We start from the raw sequence: 21657 nt of genomic DNA, 5'->3' as shown, positions 1-21657 counted from the left end.
GATCAAACAAGCGTTTCATCGGCTTGATGGCCCTTTGCTAATTTTCTCAGTGCGTTCTTTTGTGCAATCAGTACAATCGCCCGATTTGCCCCCCGAGAACGGAAGCAGTACGGCGGGGTAGTCGCGAGAAATCCAATGCTCATCGGTAGCTATTCACCCACGCTGGTTATCATTTCGCTCTTCGTAGCGATTCTCGCCTCCTATACCGCACTCGACATGACCGGGCGCATTGCCACTGCCAAAGGTCGGGCCGTGCATTTGTGGACGGCGGGCGGGGCTTTTGCGATGGGCATTGGTGTGTGGTCGATGCATTTCATCGGCATGCTCGCGTTCAAATTGCCGATTGACCTTGGCTACGATGTCACGCTGACGTCGCTGTCGCTGCTGACCGCGTTTCTGTCCAGCGGCTTCGCCCTGTGGCTGGTCAGCCAGCCACAATTACCGGCCTGGCAACTGGCGTTCGGCGCACTGGTGATGGGTGCGGGCATCAGCGCCATGCACTACACCGGCATGGCCGCCATGAGCATGCAGCCGGGCATCGATTACGACCCTACGCTGTTCAGCGCATCGCTGCTGATAGCCGTTGGCGCCTCGGGCGCGGCGTTATGGATCGCCTTCCGCCTGCGCAAGCACACACCTTATGTCCGGCTGATTCGCGGCGGCGCGGCGGTGATCATGGGCATCGCCATCGTCGGCATGCATTACACCGCCATGGCCGCAGCGCAGTTTCCGGACGGCAGTTTTTGTGGCGCGGCCGTCAACGGTTTAAGCGGCAAGGGCCTGGACAGCCTGGTCTTGATCACCACGCTGGCGGTGTTGAGCATCGCCTTGCTCACCTCGATTCTGGATGCGCGTCTGGAGGCTCGCACCGCCGACCTGGCCCGCTCGCTGACCGAAGCCAATCGTGAACTCACCCAACTGGCGCTGCACGACACCCTGACCGGTTTGCCGAATCGGGTATTGCTGGCCGACCGCATCGGCCAGGCCATGTCGAAGGTGCAGGAGCAGGGCGGTTGTTTTGCATTGATGTTCATCGATCTGGACGGTTTCAAGCCGGTCAATGATGCCTTCGGCCATCACATGGGCGATCTGTTGCTGCGGGAAGTCGGCTTGCGCTTGCGCGAGGATCTGCGCAGCCAGGACACCCTGGCGCGGATCGGCGGTGACGAATTTGTCTTGCTGGTGCAACTGCGCGACGAACATGACGCCCTGAACCTGGCGGCCCGTCAGGTCGGAATGATCGCGCGCTCGTTCCGTGTCGCCGAACATGATTTGCAGATTTCAGCCAGTGTCGGCATCGCCCTCTACCCGGGCAACGGTCAAACGGCCGAAGAGCTGCTGATGAATGCCGATGCGGCGATGTATCACGCCAAGGGCGCGGGCAAAAACGGCTACAGCTTCTTCGACGCCTCGATGAACAGCAACGCGCGCAAACAACTGCAATTGCTGCAAGACCTGCGTAATGCCGTGGACCAGCAACAGTTCAGCCTCTATTACCAGCCCAAATTCGACGCCAGCAATGGCCGGCCGGTCGGCGCCGAAGCGCTGTTGCGTTGGGTGCACCCGACTCAGGGCATGCTGCTGCCGGACAAATTCATCGAGCTGGCGGAGAAGACCGGGCTGATCATCCCGATTGGCGACTGGGTGCTCAACGAAGCCTGCCGCCAGATGCGCGAGTGGTACGTGCTCGGCTACACCGACTGGCGCATCGCGGTGAACCTCTCGGCCCTGCAGTTCTGCCATGCCGGCCTGGTTCAGAGTGTCGCCAAAGCCCTGGCCACGCACCATTTGCCCGCCAACAGCCTGACTCTGGAAATCACCGAAACCACCGCCATGAGTGACGCCGATGCGAGCATGACGGTGCTTAACGAGCTCTCGGAGATGGGCGTCGACTTGTCCATCGATGACTTTGGCACCGGCTATTCGAGTTTGATGTACCTCAAGCGTTTGCCGGCCAATGAATTGAAGATCGACCGCGGTTTTGTCCGCGACCTGGAACGCGACAGCGACGACGCCGCGATCGTTTCCGCCATCGTCGCGCTGGGCCAGGCACTGGGTTTGCGGATTGTCGCCGAAGGGGTGGAAACCGACGTGCAGCAGGATTTCCTCACCCAGCTGGGCTGTGATTCGTTGCAGGGTTACCTGCTGGGGCACCCGCTGCCGGCGGAGCGCTTCATGGTCGACATCCTTCGAGCGGAGCGTGCGGCCGCGTTACCGCTTACCGCCGAGTCACTCCCCCTGTAGGAGCCGGCTTGCCGGCGATGGGGGCCGTGAGATTTACGTCGATTTCGAAGACGCTATCGCCGGCAAGCCGGCTCCTACAGAGGACCGTGTTGTTCAGATCGTTCAGGCCCGCCACAAAACCTTGTAGGAGCCGGCTTGCCGGCGATAGCGTCCGCCCGTACACCACAACACCCCATGCAAAAAACGCCGATGACGGTTATTCTTGCCCCCGACTGCTTACGCTTGAACGGGGAAAGCTCGCATGGACAAAGTCATCGTCATCACCGGCGGCAGCCGCGGCATCGGTGCCGCCACAGCCTTGTTGGCCGCCGAACAGGGCTATCGGATCTGCATCAACTATCAATCCGACGAAGAAGCTGCGCACCGTGTGCTCGAGCAAGTCCGCGCCCTCGGTGCCCAAGCCATCGCGGTCCGTGCCGATGTCAGCATCGAAGACGAAGTGATCGCCTTGTTTCACCGGGTCGACACCGAACTGGGCCGGGTCACTGCACTGGTCAACAACGCCGGCACCGTGGGGCACAAATCCCGGGTCGACGAAATGTCCGAATTCCGCATCCTCAAAATTCTCAAAACCAACGTCCTGGCGCCGATCCTCTGCGCCAAACACGCGATCCTTCGCATGTCGCCCAAACATGGCGGCCAGGGTGGCAGCATCGTCAACGTCTCCTCGGTAGCCGCACGCTTGGGCGCCCCCAACGAATACGTCGACTACGCGTCCTCCAAAGGCGCACTCGACACCTTCACCGTCGGCCTGTCCAAGGAAGTGGCCGGCGAAGGCATCCGCGTCAACGCCGTACGCCCCGGTTACATCTACACCGATTTCCATGCACTGAGCGGCGATCCGGACCGGGTCAGCAAACTGGAATCGGCAATACCGATGGCACGCGGTGGCCGGCCGGATGAAGTGGCGGAAGCGATTGTGTGGTTGTTGTCGGATAAGGCGTCGTATGCGACGGGGACGTTTGTTGATCTTGGTGGCGGGCGTTAGCCTTCAAGTGTTGTGGTGCCTGTTCTGGTCTCATCGCGAGCAGGCTCGCTCCCACAGTGGAACACGGTCAACTGTAGGAGCGAGCCTGCTCGCGAAGGCGATAGACCAAACACTATCAAACCTTCAGAACGACCGCACAATTCGCCCTAACGTCTCCATCGCCTTCTCCGCAGCCTCATCCCAAGGGCTGCCATAATTCAGCCGAATACAATTCCTGAACCGCTGCGCCGGTGAAAATATCGGCCCCGGCGCAATGCTGATCCCTTGCGCCAATGCCATCTGAAACAACTTCAACGAATCCATCTGCGGCGGCAATTCCAGCCACAAAAAATACCCGCCAGCCGGTTGGCTGACGCGAGTCTGCGCCGGGAAATAGCGCGCAATCGCCGCCAGCATCGCACTTTGCTGCTCTTCCAGCGCATAACGCAGTTTGCGCAGATGCCGGTCATAGCCGCCATGTTGCAGATAATCGGCAATGGCCGCCTGCGCTGGCATCGATGCGCACAGCGAGGTCATCAACTTCAACCGCTCAATCTTCTGCGCATAGCGCCCGGCAGCCACCCAGCCAATGCGATAACCAGGGGCGAGGCTCTTGGCGAACGAGCCGCAGTGCATCACCAACCCTTCGGTATCGAACGCTTTCGCCGGTTTTGGCGCCTGTTGCCCGTAATAGAGTTCTGCGTAAACGTCATCTTCGATCAGCGGCACCTGATGGCTGCGCAACAACTCCACCAGTTCCTGTTTCTTGGCCTCGGGCATGGTGGCGCCCATGGGGTTCTGGAAGCTGGTCATGCACCAGCAGGCCTTGATCGGGTGGCGTTCCAGGGTTTGCGCGAGCACGCCAAGGTCGATGCCGTCGCGTGGGTGCACGGGGATTTCCACGGCTTTGAGTTTCAGCCGTTCGAGGATTTGCAGGCAGGCGTAGAACGCCGGGGCTTCGATGGCCACCAGGTCGCCGGGTTCGGTGACGGCTTGCAGGCACAGGTTCAGCGCCTCAAGGGCGCCGTTGGTGATCAGCAGCTCTTCCATGGGTAGCATCAGGCCGCCGACCATGTAGCGCAGGGCGATTTGCCGGCGCAGTTGCGGGTTGCCTGGCGACATGTCAGTGACGACCATGCGTGGGTCCATTTCCCGGGCGGCGCTGGCCAGGGAGCGGGACAAGCGTTGCAACGGAAACAGGGTCGGGCTGGGGAACGCCGAGCCGAAGGGCACGGTGTTGGGGTCTTTGATCGAGTCGAGGACCGAGAACACCAGTTCGCTGACGTCGACTTCGGTGGACTCGTTGACCTGGCTGCTGATCACCGGCTCTGAAAACGGGCTCGGCGCATGGGTGTTGACGAAGTAGCCGGAACGCGGGCGGGCGCGGATCAGGCCACGGCGCTCCAACAGGTAATAGGCCTGGAACACCGTGGACGGGCTGACGCCGTAGGTCTGGCTGGCGTAGCGCACCGAGGGCACGCGCTGGCCGGGGCCGAGGACGCCGGAGCGGATCAGTTCAGCGATGTCGTCGGCGAATTTTTCGTAGCGTTTCATCGAGTGCCCGGTTCATTGTGGTTCAGTGAAATCGAGGTGACTTCTTCGCCGGCAAGCCGGCTCCTACAGGTCTGCGCGATTCTGTAGGAGCCGGCTTGCCGGCGATGCAGTCTAAGGGATCAACGGTTCATCGGCGCAACAAACCGGCTTTTGGCCACGCTATAAATCTCAGGTTCATCGCTGTCGATGATCTTGAAACTGATGCTCTGCGAGCTGCTGCTCGGCCGTTCGGTGGTCATCGCCACGGACACCGGCACGTCGACAATTTCGCCTGGCGCCAGGCTCAGTTCGGTCTTGCCTTGCAGCTGGAAGCCGTCGCCATCGACCAGGGTCAAGCGGTAGTCCTGACGTTGCTGGGTCTTGTTGATGACTTTAAGGCTGTAGATGTTTTCGATCTGCCCCTGGCTGTTCTCGCGGAACAGACCACGGTCCTTGCTGACGTCCAGCGACACCATCGGCCGTTCCACCAGCGCGAGGGCGAGGGCGCCGATCATCACCAGCAACACCGCGGTGTAGCCGATCAGCCTTGGCCGCAGCAGATGCGTCTTGCCACCTTGCAACTCGTGCTCCGAGGTGTAGCTGATCAGGCCACGGGCATAGCCCATTTTGTCCATGATCGAATCGCAGGCGTCGATACACGCGGCGCATCCGATGCACTCCATCTGCAAGCCATCGCGGATGTCGATGCCGGTCGGGCAGACCTGCACGCACAGTTGGCAATCGATGCAATCACCGAGGCCGACCTCGGCAGGTTTCACCTCACGTTTGCGCGGGCCACGGTTTTCACCACGGGCGACATCGTAGGAAATGGTCAGCGTGTCTTTGTCGAACATCACGCTCTGGAACCGTGCATACGGACACATGTGCATGCACACCGCTTCGCGCAGCCAACCGGCGTTGATGTAGGTCGCGCCGGTGAAAAACAACACCCAGAACAGGCTGACACCGCCCATCTGCAAGGTCAGCAGTTCTTCGGCCAGCGGCCGGATCGGCGTGAAGTAACCGACAAACGTCAGGCCCGTCATCAAACTGATCGCCAGCCACAGCGTGTGCTTGGCCGAGCGACGCATCAGTTTATTCACGCCCCAGGGCGCGGCTTGCAGCTTGATTCGTTGGTTACGCTCGCCTTCGGTGATCTTCTCGCACCACATGAAGATCCAGGTCCAGGAACTCTGCGGGCAGGTGTAGCCGCACCAGACCCGGCCGGCAAATACGGTGATCGCAAACAGACCGAACGCGGCAATGATCAGCAGCGCCGACAACAGGATGAAATCCTGCGGCCAGAAGGTCGCACCGAAGATGTGGAATTTGCTTTCGGAAAGGTCCCAGAGCACAGCCTGACGGCCACCCCAGTTCAACCACACGGTGCCGAAAAACAGCAGAAACAGAAACCCCGCACCGCTCAAGCGCAGGGTTCGGAACAGGCCGGTGAAGCTGCGGGTGTGGATCAGGTTGTCGCTGGACTTGGCCTTCATCTTTGGACGCGAAGGTTCATGGCTTTTTATTAAAGGGGCGGGTTCTACGGTTCGGACGGGGATTCTTTCGCTCATGGTCTTTCGCTCATCAGCCTCCATCAGGCATGAGCACTATGAGCGGCGATCTGTTTGCATAACAGACTCAGGTATCGCAATAAAAAGCGGATCAGATGAGCGTTGAGCCTCGCCCTGCGACAAGTTGATGCACCCGTCAAAACGGTGCGCGGGCGCCTATATCAGGCGCCCGCGCGTGATGTTGATCCGGGTCAGTCAAATCACCGAATCACTGTTGGTTGCCTTCAGATGCCGTCGACCGTCCACTGCACCTGCTACGGTCAATGCATCGGCTTCTGCTTCGGTGATGTAAATGCGCTGGCCGTCGATGTCTACCGCCGACATGGCCTTGGCGCCGTCGGTGATGATGGTGACGTCGGGGCACAGACGAATTTCTTCGCCGTTCTGCGTGATGAAGAAGCAGGTCTGGTTTTCGATGCGCACAGTCATGGAGAGGTCCTTTTTCTGCGGGTTCATGACTGTTAGGGCACCCGCGGCCGCCATCGTTCTGTGCAACCGATTAATGGTCGGCGCGGTCCATCCTCTATCGAGCATCTACAAGGATTGCACCATGAACGCCTGGTGGCATGAGGTTTGGGTGACGCTGCAAGCGGAGTTCGCCGACATCGGTGACGCCTCACAACTGACACGAATTACCGTCAGATTGCTGATAGCGGCGATTTTGGGCGGGATTCTGGGGTTCGAGCGTGAACACAAGGGCAAGGCGGCCGGAGTGCGAACGCACATGTTGGTCGCGCTTGGCGCGGCATTGTTTGTGCTGGTGCCGCAAATGTCCGGTTCTCAGGCGGATGCCATGAGCCGCGTGGTGCAGGGCGTGATCGCCGGGATCGGCTTTCTCGGTGCCGGGACCATCCTGAAAAACCAGGACGGTGATGAAGGCCACGTGAAAGGCCTGACCACCGCCGCCGGGTTGTGGATGACGGCGGCGATTGGTGTTTCCGCCGGGTTGGGGCGCGAGGCGACGGCGGTGTTCAGTACGTTGCTGGCGTTGGGGATTTTCAGTGTGATGCCGAGGATCGTGAAGCTACTCGAAAACAAAGACTGACACGGTCCTGTAGGAGCCAGCTTGCTGGCGATGGCGGTGTGTCAATCAATGCAAATGGTGCGTTGTAAACCGCTATCGCCAGCAAGCCGGCTCCTACAGGGGGCGCGGCATCACTCGGGACTGACGATTACCGGCGGGATGGTTTCTGGCGGATCTTCACGCGGTGGCGGGGTAGTGCCCGGCGGGTCCTGCTCGGGTACAGGCTGTGGCTCAGTCGGCGGAATGGTCGGTTGGTCGATGTTCGGATCTGGCGTTTCTGCCGGGATTGGAATACTCATCGTTGAAGCCTCCAGTGGCACATGGCGCAAGTCGTGCTTAAGTGTGTTGACCACTTCGTGCAGGAATTGATTCCACCGGATACCCAGGCAAATCCCCGTGAACTTTACCGGCGCCGGTCGCTCGGAACTTAAGTGAGTTCATTCCGGGGCCGCTGGCCTTGCGCGAATGACGACCAGGTACAAGAGCGTCCATGGGGCGTGAAGGAGAGATGCTCGATGACTGCTGAAAAACCCACAGAGCTCAACTACAACCCTCACATGCCGCTGTCGCAGGCATTACTGCTACCGCGCATCGCCATCGAAAACATCATGCCGACCCTCGATGGTGGGCAATTCGCCGTTAAAGCGGTGGTGGGGCAAGACGTGGTCGTCACCAGCAAAGTCTTCGCCGACGGTCATGACAAACTGGCCGTCCGGGTCCGCTGGCGCGCCGCCGACGATGACGTCTGGCAGAGCGACGTCATGGGCGAGTTGGGCAACAACGGTTATCAAGGCCAGTTCCGCGTCGACCGCCAGGGCCGTTATGTGTTCTGCATCGAAGCCTGGGTCGATCAGTTCGCCAGCTTCTGTTATGAGCTGGAAAAAAAGTACACGGCCCGGGTGCCGGTCAGTCTTGAGTTGCAGGAGGGGCGCAATCAGGTCCAGCAGGCGGCCGAACGCACTGAAGGAGCACTCAGCGAAGCGCTGGCCGCGCTGCACCATGAATTGTCCGGGTTGCTCGAAACCGAGCAGGTCGCACTGTTTTTGCACCAGCGTAGCGCTGACCTGATGGCCGAGGCCGATCACCACGCTTTTTTGAGCCTGAGCGCCGAGTATCCGCTGGATGTCGAACGCGAGCTCGCGCAGTTTGCCAGTTGGTATGAGTTGTTCCCGCGTTCGATCACCGATGACCCGGCCCGTCACGGCACCTTCAACGACGTGCATTCGCGGCTGCCGATGATCCACGACATGGGGTTCGACGTGCTGTACTTTCCGCCGATCCACCCGATCGGGCGCAGCTACCGCAAAGGCCCGAACAACTCGCTCACCGCTGGCCCCGACGATCCGGGCAGCCCCTATGCCATTGGCAGTGAAGAGGGCGGGCATGAGGCGATTCATAAGGAGCTGGGCACCCGCGAAGACTTCCGTCGGCTGGTGGCTGCAGCGGCTGACCATGGCCTGGAAATCGCGCTCGACTTTGCCATCCAGTGTTCCCAGGACCATCCGTGGCTCAAACAGCACCCCGGCTGGTTCAACTGGCGCCCGGACGGCACCATCAAATACGCCGAGAACCCGCCGAAGAAATACCAGGACATCGTCAACGTCGACTTCTATGCGGTCGAGGCGATCCCCAGCCTGTGGGTCGAGTTGCGCGACATCGTGGTCGGCTGGGTCGAGGAGGGCGTGAAGATCTTTCGCGTCGACAACCCGCACACCAAACCGTTGCCGTTCTGGCAGTGGCTGATCGCCGATGTGCGGGCGCTGTACCCGGAGGTGATTTTTCTCGCCGAAGCCTTCACCACGCCGGCGATGATGGCGCGCCTGGGCAAGGTGGGGTATTCGCAGAGCTACACCTACTTCACCTGGCGCAACACCAAGCATGAACTGTCGACGTACTTCACCGAGCTCAACGAATCGCCGTGGCGCGAATGCTACCGGCCGAATTTCTTCGTCAATACGCCAGACATCAACCCGGCGTTTCTGCATGAGTCGGGGCGCGCCGGTTTTCTCATCCGTGCGGCGCTGGCCACCATGGGCTCCGGGTTGTGGGGCATGTATTCAGGGTTCGAACTCTGTGAAGCCGCGCCTGTGCCGGGGAAGGAGGAATACCTCGATTCCGAGAAGTACGAGATCCGCCCAAGGGACTTCAATGCGCCCGGCAACATCATCGCCGAGATCGCGCAGCTCAATCGCATTCGTCGGCAAAACCCGGCGCTGCACACGCATTTGGGGCTAAGGGTCTACAACGCCTGGAATGACAACATTCTGTATTTCGGCAAGCGCAGCGCCGATGGCAGCAATTTCATTCTGGTGGCCGTCAGCCTCGATCCGCACAACGTTCAGGAAGCGAATTTCGAATTGCCGCTGTGGGAAATGGGTTTGTCCGACGACGCCAGCACCCAGGGTGAGGATTTGATGAACGGGCATCGCTGGACCTGGCACGGCAAGTACCAATTCATGCGGATCGACCCGGCGCATCAGCCGTTCGGGATCTGGCGCATCACCGTCTAAACGCAGGACTTGTAGGAGCCAGCTTGCTGGCGATGGCGACGGGTCAGTCAACGGAACTGTTGAATGCAAAGCGCTATCGCCGGCAAGCCGGCTCCTACAGGGAAATCATCGCGTCGGAGGACTGTGTACGGCCCAGCGACCTTCTCGAACTCAACAGGAGTTTCAAATGGCGAAGAAACCCAAGGCAGCCACGTTTATCAAGGACCCGCTCTGGTACAAGGATGCGGTGATCTACCAGGTTCACGTTAAGTCTTTTTTCGACTCCAACAACGACGGAATCGGCGACTTTCCCGGCCTTATCGCCAAACTCGATTACATTGCCGACCTCGGCGTCAACACCATCTGGCTTCTGCCGTTTTACCCGTCGCCACGACGCGATGACGGTTACGACATTGCCGAATACCGCGGCGTGCACCCCGATTACGGCACCATGGCCGACGCCAAACGCTTTATCTCTGAAGCGCACAAACGTGGCTTGCGGGTGATTACCGAACTGGTCATCAATCACACCTCGGACCAGCACGCCTGGTTCCAGCGTGCGCGCAAAGCCAAGCCCGGCTCGGCTGCGCGGGACTTTTACGTGTGGTCCGATGACGATCAAAAATACGACGGTACCCGCATCATTTTTCTCGACACCGAGAAATCCAACTGGACCTGGGACCCGGTCGCCGGTCAGTACTTCTGGCACCGCTTCTACTCCCACCAGCCGGACCTGAACTTCGATAACCCGCAGGTCATGAAAGCCGTGCTCTCGGTCATGCGCTATTGGCTGGACATGGGCATCGACGGTTTGCGTCTGGATGCGATTCCGTACCTCATCGAGCGCGACGGCACCAATAACGAAAACCTGCCCGAGACCCATGACGTCCTCAAGCAGATCCGTGCCGAAATCGACGCCAATTATCCCGACCGCATGCTGCTGGCCGAGGCCAACCAATGGCCGGAAGACACCCAGTTGTACTTCGGTGAAACCGATAAAAAAGGCCTGAACGGTGACGAATGCCACATGGCGTTCCACTTCCCGCTGATGCCGCGAATGTACATGGCGCTGGCCCAGGAAGACCGTTTCCCGATCACCGACATTCTGCGTCAAACCCCGGAAATCCCGGCCAACTGTCAGTGGGCGATTTTCCTGCGCAACCACGATGAGCTGACCCTGGAAATGGTCACCGACAAGGAGCGCGATTACCTGTGGAATTACTACGCCGCCGACCGTCGAGCGCGGATCAACCTGGGGATTCGCCGTCGCCTGGCGCCGCTGATGGAGCGTGATCGTCGTCGCGTGGAATTGCTCAATAGCCTGTTGCTGTCGATGCCCGGCACACCGACGCTGTATTACGGCGATGAAATCGGCATGGGCGACAACATCTACCTCGGCGACCGCGATGGCGTGCGCACGCCGATGCAATGGTCGATCGACCGTAACGGCGGGTTTTCCCGCGCCGACCCGGCGAGCCTGGTGCTGCCGCCGATCATGGACCCGCAATACGGCTACCTGTCGGTCAACGTCGAAACCCAGGCCGGCGACCCGCATTCGCTGCTGAACTGGACCCGCCGCATGCTCGCGGTGCGCAAGCAGTCCAAGGCCTTCGGTCGTGGCACCCTGAAAATGCTGTCGCCGAGCAACCGCCGGATTCTGGCCTACACCCGTGAGTTCACCGGTGCCGACGGCAAGCACGAAATCATCCTGTGCGTGGCCAACGTGTCCCGCAGCGCGCAAGCGGCAGAACTCGACCTGTCGGCCTACGTCGGCATGGTGCCGGTGGAGATGCTCGGCGGGAATGCGTTCCCACCGATTGGTCAGCTGAATTTTCTCCTGACCCTGGCACCGTACGGTTTCTATTGGTTTGTGCTGGCGGCAGAAAACCAGATGCCGAGCTGGCACGTCGAGCCGGCGCAAAGCCTGCCGGATTTCACCACGCTGGTGCTGAAAAAACGCATGGAGGAACTGCTCGAAGCGCCGTCTCGTGGCACGCTGGAGCAGAGCATCTTGCCGAGCTGGTTGCAGAACCGGCGTTGGTTCGCCGGCAAGGACGCAGCCATCGACAAGGTCAATCTGGCCTACGGCGTGCGTTTCGGTGATGCGCAGCATCCGGTGCTGTTGAGTGAAATCGAAGTCACCAGCGGCGGCCAGACCAGTCGTTACCAGTTGCCGTTCGGCTTCATTGCGGACGATCAGGTCGGGCCGGCATTGCCGCAGCAACTGGCGTTGTCGCGCGTGCGACGCGGACCGCAGGTGGGTTTGATCACCGATGCCTTCAGCCTCGAACACTTCATCCGCGCCGTGCTGTCAGCCATGCAGGACAACACGGTGTTGCCTTCCGATGGCGGCGAAATCCGTTTCGAGCCGACTGCCGCACTGGCCGGCCTGGGTCTGACGGCGGAATCGGAAGTGCGTTACCTGTCCGCCGAGCAGTCCAACAGTTCGGTGGTGGTGGGCAAAACCATGGTGCTGAAGCTGATCCGCAAGATCGCCTCGGGCGTGCACCCGGAACTGGAAATGAGCGCGTACCTGACCGACGCAGGCTTTGCCAATATCTCGCCGCTGCTGGGTTCGGTGGTTCGCCGCGACGCCAAGGGCGAAGACAATCTGCTGATGATCGCCCAAGGCTATTTGAGCAATCAGGGCGATGCGTGGGAATGGACGCAGAACAACCTCGAACGGGCGCTGCGCGATGAGCTGGCCGACGCCATGTCCGAGCAGGAGCAGCATTACAACGCCCTCGGCGAATTGAAAGACTTCGCCGCTATGCTCGGTCAGCGCCTGGGTGAAATGCACCTGGTGCTGGCGGCGTCTACCGACGACCCGGACTTCGCCCCGCACGTCACCACGCAAAAAGACGCCCTGGCCTCGGCCAAGGATGTCGCGGCGCAACTGGAGCACGCGCTGAAGTTGCTCAAACAGCATCAAGGCGAACTGAACCCGGCGAACAAAACCCTGGTCAGCCGTTTACTGGACAACAAAAAAGCCATCCTCGCCCACGTCCAGGAACTGGGTAAAAAAGCAGTCGGTGGTCTGCGGATTCGCGTCCACGGCGACTTGCACCTCGGGCAGGTGCTGGTGATCAAGGGTGATGCGTACCTGATCGACTTCGAAGGCGAACCGGCGCGGCCACTGGCCGAACGGCGCGGCAAACACAGCCCCTACAAAGATGTCAGCGGCGTGTTGCGTTCCTTCGACTACGCTGCGGCGATGACGATCAACGTGCACAACGCCGATCACACCGCCGATGTGCAGGCGGCCCGTCAGCGCGTTGCCGATCGCTATTTAAGTGAAGCGCGACAGGCATTTGTCGACGCTTATCGGCTGGCGGCAGCTAGTCTTGCTCATGCGTGGCAAGATCCGGAAGGCGAGGACGCCGCGCTGGCGTTGTTCGGTCTGGAGAAAGCGGCGTATGAGGTGGCCTATGAGGCAGAGAATCGGCCCACCTGGTTGCCCGTGCCGTTGCACGGTTTATATGGATTATTGAGTGGGCTTAAACCCTTTTCCGATCTTGGTGGAGAGTAGTCATGAGTTTCTCGAACAAGGAACAGGGTCACGCTAGAGAGGCGTTACTGCCCAGGTCCCGGGACATCGATGCGCTGGTACGCGCTGAACATCACGACCCCTTTGCAATCCTCGGCCCCCATGGCGATGGTGCTGGCGGGCAGTTCATTCGGGCTTATCTGCCTGACGCGCTGAGCGTTCAGGTGCTGGCCAAGGACTCCGGCGAAGAACTCGGCAGCCTGGAGGCCACCCAGACGCCGGGGTTGTTTGTCGGGCATTTCGAGCACGCGCAGCCGTATGTGCTGCGCACCCGTTGGGCCGGCGGTGAACAGGTGTCCGAGGACCCTTACAGCTTCGGCCCGTTGCTCGGTGAAATGGACTTGTATCTGTTCGCCGAGGGCAATCACCGCGACTTGAGCAGTTGTCTCGGTGCGCAGCTGAAAAACGTCGACGGCGTCGACGGCGTGCGTTTCGCCGTGTGGGCACCCAACGCCAGACGGGTGTCGGTGGTCGGCGATTTCAATAACTGGGATGGCCGCCGGCACCCGATGCGCTCGCGTCACCCGACCGGCGTCTGGGAAGTGTTCATCCCGCGCATGCAGGCAGGCGAGGCTTACAAATACGAGATCCTCGGTGCCCACGGCATTCTGCCGCTCAAGGCCGATCCGATGGCCCTGGCCACCGCGCTGCCACCGGACACCGCGTCGAAAGTCGCCTCACCGCTGAGCATCGAATGGCAGGATCACGCGTGGATGCAGGCACGCGTCGAGCGTTCACAACCAAGCGCGCCGCTGTCGATCTACGAATTGCACGCTGGCTCCTGGCAGTGCGAACTGGACGATCTGGGCGAAGTCGCGCGCCAGTACACCTGGCACGAACTGGGTGAACGGTTGATCCCGTACGTCAAGGATCTGGGCTTCACCCACATTGAGCTGATGCCGATCATGGAGCACCCGTTCGGCGGTTCGTGGGGCTATCAACTGCTCTCGCAATTTGCCCCGAGCGCACGCTACGGTTCACCGGATGACTTCGCCGCGTTCGTCAACGCCTGTCACCTGGCCGACATCGGCGTCATCCTCGATTGGGTGCCGGCGCATTTCCCGACCGATGTCCACGGCTTGGCGCAATTCGACGGCACCGCGCTGTACGAATACGGCAACCCGCTGGAAGGTTTCCACCAGGATTGGGACACGCTGATCTACAACCTCGGCCGCACCGAAGTGCACGGCTACATGCTGGCGTCGGGGCTGCACTGGCTCAAGCATTTCCATGTCGATGGCCTGCGCGTCGATGCGGTGGCGTCGATGCTGTATCGCGATTATTCGCGCAAGGCCGGCGAATGGGTGCCGAACCGTCACGGCGGGCGGGAGAACCTTGAAGCGATCGACTTCCTGCGCCACCTCAACGACGTGGTCAACCTCGAAGCCCCTGGCGCACTGGTGATCGCCGAAGAATCCACCGCGTGGCCAGGCGTGAGCCAGAGCACGCAACAGGGCGGCCTGGGTTTCGATTACAAATGGAACATGGGCTGGATGCACGATTCGCTGCATTACATCCAGCAGGATCCGGTGTACCGCGCGCATCATCACAACGAACTGAGTTTCGGCCTGGTATACGCCTGGTCCGAGCGCTTCATCCTGCCGATCTCCCACGACGAAGTGGTCCACGGCAAACACTCGCTGATCGACAAAATGCCCGGCGACCGCTGGCAGAAATTCGCCAACCTGCGTGCGTACCTGAGCTTCATGTGGGCGCATCCGGGCAAGAAACTGTTGTTCATGGGCTGCGAGTTTGGCCAGTGGCGCGAGTGGGATCATGATCAGCAGCTGGATTGGTACTTGCTGCAGTATCCGGAACACCAAGGTGTGAAGACATTGGTCGGTGACCTGAATCGGCTGTACCGCGAAGAACCGGCGCTGCATGAGCAGGACGACGTGCCGCAAGGGTTCCAGTGGTTGATTGGCGATGACGCGATCAACAGCGTTTATGCGTTCCTGCGCTGGAGCAAGGATGGTCGGCCGGTGCTGGTGGTGGCCAACTTTACGCCGGTGCCGCGTCAGGCCTATCGCATTGGCGTGCCGTTTGCAGGGCGCTGGACCGAGGTGATCAACAGTGACGCGGCGACATATGCCGGGTCGAATTACGGGAACAGCGGCGGGGCGTCTACCGAGGAAGAGGCGAGCCATGGGCAGGCGCTTTCGCTGGTGCTGAATTTGCCGCCGTTGGCGGTATTGATGTTGCGGCCGGAGGGGTGATCTGAAACCGCGTCGCTGCCATTCGCCGGCAAGCCGGTCTCGCTCCCACAGGGGTCACGCTGTACCTGTGGGAGCAGCGGTGCGACGACCCGACTTGCCCGCGATGGTGTCAGCCGGGACAACGCATTTCTTGAAAACCGACGCTCACCAACGCATCCGCACACCCAAACTGCCAATCAGCCCATTCAAATCATTTTCATCCACACTGCTGCTGTAATCCGCGCTGACATACAGGCTCACGGCGGGAGTCACTCTGGCCACCAGGCCCAAACCCACTTCGACTGTCGATGAATAGCGGCTGGTGCTGATCTTGTCGACTTGATCCAGAGTCACGGTATTGCCGGTGTACACCGTGTGCCACAAGTTGGTCCGCACATACGGTTCGACCCCGAGGCCGTTGATGTCGTAGCTACCTTTCAACCGTGCACCGACCCGACCGCTCCAGGATGTCAGGTCGCTGGAGGACGCATTGCCGGAACCGGCGTACGGGGTGTCCAGGGTGATGCGCTGATTGATCAACTGCGCCTGGGGTTCGACCACCCAGTTGTCGCCCAGACCAATCGGAAAGCCGCCTTCCACCGAGAAGGTGACTGCGCTGCCTTCGGTGGCTTGTCGGGCTCCCTGTTCATTACGACTGAAGCCGTTGACCCGACCGCCACTGGCCGTCAAGTCGACGTGCCAGCCCTGTGGGCCGGTCAGGCTCCAGTAGGCGCCGAGGCTCTGGCCTTGCAGGTTGAGGGTGTCGGTGTTGGGGGCGGCAAGGGCGCGACTGGTCAGCAGGCCGTTGCTGTTGCCTTGAAACTGGCTCATCCCGCCGATCAGCCCGACCTGCTGGGTATGGCCGCTACCGCTTTGCAGGGTGAGGATCGCCGGGCCTTTGAATTCGTTGGCGCCAGGAATGCTGAATCCCTGGGACAGATAATCGGTTTGTGCCTGACGCGATACCTGTCCATAGAGCTGATCCCAGGCCGAGGGCGCAGCGTCTTCGATGGTCAGGTGTGAACTTCGCAGATCAGGGTTGGCACTGAAGCGGCCGGGGTAGTTGGTAGCGAGCGAGGGCAAGGTGAGCACCGGGACCTCCTGGTCATACCAGGGGGTTGTTTCTTCCTCGGCAGGCGAGGCCTGCACTTCCATGGATGAACACAGCAAGAGTGAACTCGACACTGTGCAAAAAGTAACTTTGATCTCTTGTGGGGTGAATGAAGTTTTCATGGAGGTCTACCTTGCAGTCGCATGTGGTATCTCGCTCTGGCGTCTCTCCTACCCCTGATTGAGGGGCGACCGAATGGACTGGGGCAAGCCGCTGGCGGCCCGTTTTGACGGGTGTCTGGGGGTTGCTCCGGGTGGTACTTCCGGGGGTAGTAACGTCAAGTCAAGAAGACCGATGGCGTCGCGTCAAGAAAATGAACGATAAGCGGTATGTCTAATTTAGCCGTTGCAACTGATTGTTTTTTGGCGCTTATCTAAGTTCTTGTTTGTACGAAAAATCATCGTGAAAGTATTGTTCCAGAGGCGTTTGAGCAGCCGACGGTCGGTAAGAAAGTCGATGTGAACGGCGAGATTCACGGGCGCATCCCTTAGAACATTACTGTCAATATCAATGATGCCTGACGGATCATGCCTGAAACACTAAAGACGCACTTCCACCGCCAGCGGCAAATGATCCGACAGATGCGTCCACGGCTTGCTGCCCAATATCCGCGGCTCATGGCTGCTGGCATTGCGCAGATAGATCCGGTCCAGGCGCAGTAACGGAAACCGTGCGGGATAGGTTTTTGCCGGGCGACCATGGTGGCGCTCGAAGGCTTCGTGCAGGTAGTCGTGGCGGGCGAGGGCGGCGTTGCCTTGTAGCTGCCAGTCGTTGAAGTCGCCGGCGATGATCACCGGTGCATCGTCGGGTAAAGACTCAAGCAGTTGGCAGAGTAACTGGAGCTGCAACTGACGATGACTTTCCAGCAGGCTCAGGTGTACGCAAATCGCGTGGACTTCGGCGTGGCCCGGTACGTCGAGCAGGCAATGCAGCAGACCGCGGCGTTCAGGGCCGGTGATTGAGACGTCGAGGTTGCGGTATTCGCGGATCGGGTATTTTGACAGCAGCGCGTTACCGTGGTGACCGTTGGGGTAGACCGCATTGCGGCCGTAGGCGAAATCGCTCCACATGCTGTCGGCCAGGAACTCGTATTGCGAGGTCTGTGGCCAGTTGTTGAGACGGGAAGAATGGCGTTCGTGTTCACCGACGACTTCCTGCAGGAACACCAGGTCGGCGGACGTACTGCGTACCGCTTCACGCAGTTCCGGGAGGATGAAGCGTCGGTTTAGCGCGGTGAAGCCCTTGTGGGTGTTGACCGTCAGTACTCTGAGTCGATTAATCGCCGGCGGCGTGTTCAATGGCGTCGATTCGACGGTCTGGCGCTTGGAATCACTGGTCACTTTGACTCCTCTGAATCAGGCTGGCTTATGTATGCGACTGATGCGGGGGCGGGCAGTTCAGTTTGAGCGGGCGCTGCGGTCCGACTTGCCGTCGATGGCGTCTTCAAGATTAGCGCAAGGTTCAAGGGCCCCATCGCCAGCAAGCCGGCTCCTACAGGGGTGGGGGCAAATTCAAACCTGTGATCGACACAACCTTGTAGGAGCTGGCTTGCCGGCGATGGCGTCCGCAAGATTAGTGCAAGGTTCGAGGGCCCCATCGCCAGCAAGCCGGCTCCTACAGGGGCGGGGGCAAATTCAAACCTGTGATCGACACAACCTTGTAGGAGCTGGCTTGCCGGCGATGGCGTCCGCAAGATTAGTGCAAGGTTCAAGGGCCTCATCGCCGGCAAGCTGGCTCCTGCAGGGGGTATTGGTTTAGACGAAGACGATTTCATAGGGCAACCGCATGCGTTCCAGCAGTACCCGGGGCAGCAGCGGGGCGATACCGATGGCGGGTTCGCCGTCGAGCTGGCTGGCGTAGGCGTGGGTGGCGTGGCTTTTGCGCGCGACGGTCCAGGTGTCGAGGCGAACCTTGCGGGCGCGGTGCCACGGGATCAGCCCGCGATCACGCGAGGGCCAATGCCACGCCCAGACGGGTACTTCGTTGAACGCTGCACCGACCGAGGCGGCGGCTTTGGCACTGGCGCGGCCGACGACGTCGTGGTCGACATTGCCGTCCTCGCTCCAGGTGCTGAACACCACATCACCAGGCCGCAAGTACCGCGCGATGAATTGAGTCAACTGAAGTTCGCGCTCGGCCAGGGCGTTGTCGGTGAACCCACCGCGAATCCACTTCAGGCTGTGCATCGGCAAACCGAGGCGGCGCAAGGCTTCGACGCTTTCCTGGGGGCGAAACACGCTGAGGCGTTTCTCCGACCATTGCTGTGACCCCGGATGGCTGGCGCTGCCGTCGGTGATCGAGATCAATTGCAGGGGATGGCCCAGAGCGCTGAGTAATTGCAGCAGTCCGCCGCAGGTCACGACTTCATCGCCGGGGTGCGGCGCGATCACCACGGCGCGGGCGCCGGGCGGGACCAGGGTCTGGGTGTTGATGACGGGAATGTTGTCGAGCTGAGGCGCGTTGTTCCAGATCTGTGCAGTAAGGCTGCTGTCGCTGATGGAAACGGATTTCATCGGGCTACGTCCTTGTTCTAATTGATAGCAATGTGCCGCTCTCCGAACCCTGGATTGCCGCGAGCAGAGTATTGCTCAAGTCACGCTATTCGTCGCGTCGATGTTCCCACCGGTGCATATTTTTCTCCGGGCTGTGCCAGATCGCGCAATTTTCGCTGGAGTCGCTCCCGTATCCGGCCGCTGCCTGGCCATGTAGAAACCTCCGTAAATTCATTTCACTCTTCTTCCTCACGCTGCAATTCGAACAGCAGCAGCGAACGGCCGGTGACCGAATATTCGTGGCCGAACTCGAAGCGCTCCTGACCGCGGATCGATGGTTGATTGGTGTCGACCATGCAGGTCCAGTACCTGCCATCCGGCACTTGCGGCAAGGTGAAGTTGACGATGTCGTGGTGCGCGTTGACCACCAGTAGCAAGGTGGCGTCACCGCCCTTGCGGCGAATCCCGGTTTCCTGGGCTCGGCCATCGAGCAACATGCCGAGGCATTTGCCGTGGGATTCCTCCCATTGTTCGGTGCTCATCTCGCTGCCATCCGGCGCCAGCCAGGTGACGTCCTTGACGCCGATGTCCTCGTTGTAATTACCCACCAGGAAGCGCCCGCGTCGCAGGATCGGGTAGGCCAGGCGCAACTTGATCAGGCGTTTGACGAACTTCAGCAACGCCTTGCCATCTTCGCTCAGGTCCCAATTGACCCAGCCGATTTCACTGTCCTGACAATAGGCATTGTTGTTGCCGTCCTGGGTGCGGGCGAACTCGTCACCGGCCACCAGCATCGGCGTGCCCTGGGACAGCAGCAGGGTGGCGAAGAAGTTGCGCATCTGCCGCTGGCGGAGCGCGTTGATCTCGGGATCGTCAGTCGGGCCTTCGACGCCGTGGTTCCAGGACAGGTTGTTGTTGCTGCCGTCCTGGTTGTTCTCGTCGTTGGCTTCGTTGTGTTTTTCGTTGTACGACACCAGGTCGTTGAGGGTGAAGCCATCGTGAGCGGTGACGAAGTTCACCGACGCGTAGGGCCGCCGACCACGCTGATTGAACATTTCACCGGAGGCAGTCATCCGGCTGGCGAAGTCAGCGAGTTGGCCGTCGTCGCCTTTCCAGAACGCGCGCACGGTGTCGCGGAATTTGTCGTTCCATTCGACCCAGCCCGGTGGAAAGCGACCGACCTGATAGCCACCGGGACCAATGTCCCACGGCTCGGCAATCATTTTCACCTGGCGCAATACAGGGTCCTGGCGGCAGGCAACGAGAAAGCTGTGACGTTCATCGAAACCGTCGTGGTAGCGCCCGAGAATGGTCGCCAGGTCGAAGCGGAACCCGTCCACGTGCATTTCCGACGCCCAGTAACGCAGGGAGTCGGTGACCATTTGCAGCACGCACGGGTGACTCAGGTCCAGGGTGTTACCGGTGCCGGAATCGTTGATGTAGAAGCGCTTGTCGTCGGGCATCAAGCGGTAATACGAGGCGTTGTCGATGCCGCGCATCGACAGGGTCGGGCCCTGTTCGTTGCCCTCGGCGGTGTGGTTGTACACCACGTCGAGAATCACCTCCAGATTGGCTTCGTGCAGGTGCGCGACCATTTCCTTGAACTCGGCGATCTTGCCGCTGGCCAGGTAGCGCGGGTCCGGGGCGAAAAACGCGATGCTGTTGTAGCCCCAGTAATTGGTCATGCCTTTGTGCAACAAGTGCTGGTCATTCACGAACGCGTGAATCGGCAGCAATTCCACGGTCGACACGCCGAGCTTGCGGATGTGTTCCAGCATGTCATCGACCATCAACCCGGCGAAGGTGCCACGCACGTTCTCGGGGACAGACGGGTGACGCATGCTGAAGCCGCGCACGTGAGTTTCGTAAATGATCGTTTTGTCCCACGGCACGCTGACGCGGTGGTCGTGGCCCCAGGTGTGCGCCGGGTCGATCACCTTGCATTTCGGTACGAACGGCGCGCTGTCGCGTTCGTCAAAACTGAGGTCGGCGTCGGGGTGGCCGATGGTGTAGCCGAACAGCGCTTCGGACCATTTCAACTGGCCGACCAGTTGTTTGGCGTAGGGGTCGATCAACAGTTTGTTGTGATTGAAGCGATGCCCGTTGGCCGGGGCATACGGGCCATAAACACGGTAGCCATAGATCAGCCCCGGATGAGCATCGGGCAGGTAGCCGTGGTAGATCTCGTCGGTGTATTCCGGCAGTTCGATGCGCTCCAGTTCAACTTCGCCGGCGTCATCGAAGATGCACAGTTCGACCCTGGTCGCGTTGGCGGAGAACAAGGCGAAGTTGACCCCCAGACCATCCCAGGTGGCGCCCAGCGGGAAGGGCAGGCCTTCCCGGATTCGCGAAGCCTCGGCCTGAGGTTCTGGCGCGGCTTTTTTTGGACTGGTCATAGATGCTCCTGCAATTGGGGAATCCCCTGTAGGAGCGAGGCTTGCCCGCGAAGGCGGCGTGTCAGGCGATTCGAATGTTGAATGACAC

At 60.4% G+C, this 21657-nt stretch carries 14 protein-coding genes; 6 read left to right on the top strand and 8 right to left on the bottom strand.

What is annotated here, in order from left to right; all coding sequences use genetic code 11:
• Positions 1-135 precede the first annotated feature (135 nt).
• Both KGA97_RS13900 and KGA97_RS13895 read left to right on the top strand, forming a co-directional pair.
• Positions 136-2244 carry a putative bifunctional diguanylate cyclase/phosphodiesterase gene (locus tag KGA97_RS13900; RefSeq protein WP_192229993.1) on the top strand — a complete coding sequence of 703 codons (2109 nt, stop codon included), beginning with the start codon at positions 136-138 and terminating at the stop codon, positions 2242-2244.
• Between the two features lie 241 nt (positions 2245-2485).
• Positions 2486-3232, top strand: coding sequence for an SDR family oxidoreductase (locus KGA97_RS13895; protein ID WP_008035597.1), 747 nt, complete (start codon positions 2486-2488; stop codon positions 3230-3232).
• A 123-nt stretch (positions 3233-3355) separates the two neighbouring features.
• Here the strand turns inward: KGA97_RS13895 and mapR are convergent, their stop codons facing one another.
• The 3 genes from mapR to KGA97_RS13880 form a co-directional block, all read right to left on the bottom strand.
• A complete protein-coding gene (mapR, locus tag KGA97_RS13890) occupies positions 3356-4765 on the bottom strand; it encodes a GntR family transcriptional regulator MpaR (protein ID WP_223480937.1) in 1410 nt (469 codons plus the stop codon).
• 119 nt (positions 4766-4884) lie between these two features.
• Complete coding sequence (gene ccoG / locus KGA97_RS13885) at positions 4885-6315, bottom strand: cytochrome c oxidase accessory protein CcoG (RefSeq protein ID WP_223480936.1); 1431 nt, start codon at positions 6313-6315, stop codon at positions 4885-4887.
• A gap of 195 nt (positions 6316-6510) precedes the next feature.
• A complete protein-coding gene (locus KGA97_RS13880; RefSeq protein WP_008035603.1) occupies positions 6511-6744 on the bottom strand; it encodes a DUF3203 family protein in 234 nt (77 codons plus the stop codon).
• A gap of 121 nt (positions 6745-6865) precedes the next feature.
• Here KGA97_RS13880 and KGA97_RS13875 point away from each other — a divergent pair, with 121 nt between their 5' ends.
• Positions 6866-7360 carry an MgtC/SapB family protein gene (locus KGA97_RS13875; protein ID WP_207284273.1) on the top strand — a complete coding sequence of 165 codons (495 nt, stop codon included), beginning with the start codon at positions 6866-6868 and terminating at the stop codon, positions 7358-7360.
• Between the two features lie 110 nt (positions 7361-7470).
• On the opposite strand, the gene KGA97_RS13870 is transcribed toward KGA97_RS13875, so the two are convergent.
• A complete protein-coding gene (locus KGA97_RS13870) occupies positions 7471-7638 on the bottom strand; it encodes a hypothetical protein (protein ID WP_192227263.1) in 168 nt (55 codons plus the stop codon).
• 216 nt (positions 7639-7854) lie between these two features.
• Between KGA97_RS13870 and KGA97_RS13865 the strand changes: the two genes are divergently transcribed.
• The 3 genes from KGA97_RS13865 (at position 7855) to glgB (ending at position 15591) form a co-directional block, all read left to right on the top strand.
• On the top strand, positions 7855-9849 hold the full coding sequence (locus KGA97_RS13865) for an alpha-1,4-glucan--maltose-1-phosphate maltosyltransferase (protein WP_223480935.1): 1995 nt from the start codon (positions 7855-7857) through the stop codon (positions 9847-9849).
• Between the two features lie 166 nt (positions 9850-10015).
• On the top strand, positions 10016-13357 hold the full coding sequence (gene treS / locus KGA97_RS13860; RefSeq protein WP_223480934.1) for a maltose alpha-D-glucosyltransferase: 3342 nt from the start codon (positions 10016-10018) through the stop codon (positions 13355-13357).
• Positions 13358-13359: 2 nt separating this feature from the next.
• A complete protein-coding gene (glgB, locus tag KGA97_RS13855; protein WP_008035616.1) occupies positions 13360-15591 on the top strand; it encodes a 1,4-alpha-glucan branching protein GlgB in 2232 nt (743 codons plus the stop codon).
• A gap of 144 nt (positions 15592-15735) precedes the next feature.
• On the opposite strand, the gene KGA97_RS13850 is transcribed toward glgB, so the two are convergent.
• The 4 genes from KGA97_RS13850 to glgX all read right to left on the bottom strand — a co-directional run bounded on the left by KGA97_RS13850 (position 15736) and on the right by glgX (position 21569).
• On the bottom strand, positions 15736-16803 hold the full coding sequence (locus KGA97_RS13850) for an autotransporter outer membrane beta-barrel domain-containing protein (protein WP_223480933.1): 1068 nt from the start codon (positions 16801-16803) through the stop codon (positions 15736-15738).
• A 417-nt stretch (positions 16804-17220) separates the two neighbouring features.
• A complete protein-coding gene (locus tag KGA97_RS13845; protein ID WP_008041048.1) occupies positions 17221-18021 on the bottom strand; it encodes an endonuclease/exonuclease/phosphatase family protein in 801 nt (266 codons plus the stop codon).
• Between the two features lie 414 nt (positions 18022-18435).
• Entirely contained in the window at positions 18436-19194 is a 759-nt protein-coding gene (locus KGA97_RS13840; protein ID WP_192227257.1) for a PIG-L deacetylase family protein, read from the bottom strand.
• Between the two features lie 215 nt (positions 19195-19409).
• Positions 19410-21569 carry a glycogen debranching protein GlgX gene (gene glgX, locus KGA97_RS13835; protein WP_223480932.1) on the bottom strand — a complete coding sequence of 720 codons (2160 nt, stop codon included), beginning with the start codon at positions 21567-21569 and terminating at the stop codon, positions 19410-19412.
• Positions 21570-21657 lie beyond the last annotated feature (88 nt).

This window comes from Pseudomonas sp. BF-B-15 (assembly GCF_019946675.1).
Lineage (GTDB): Bacteria > Pseudomonadota > Gammaproteobacteria > Pseudomonadales > Pseudomonadaceae > Aquipseudomonas > Aquipseudomonas migulae.
This window is presented reverse-complemented; position numbering and strand designations above follow the sequence as displayed.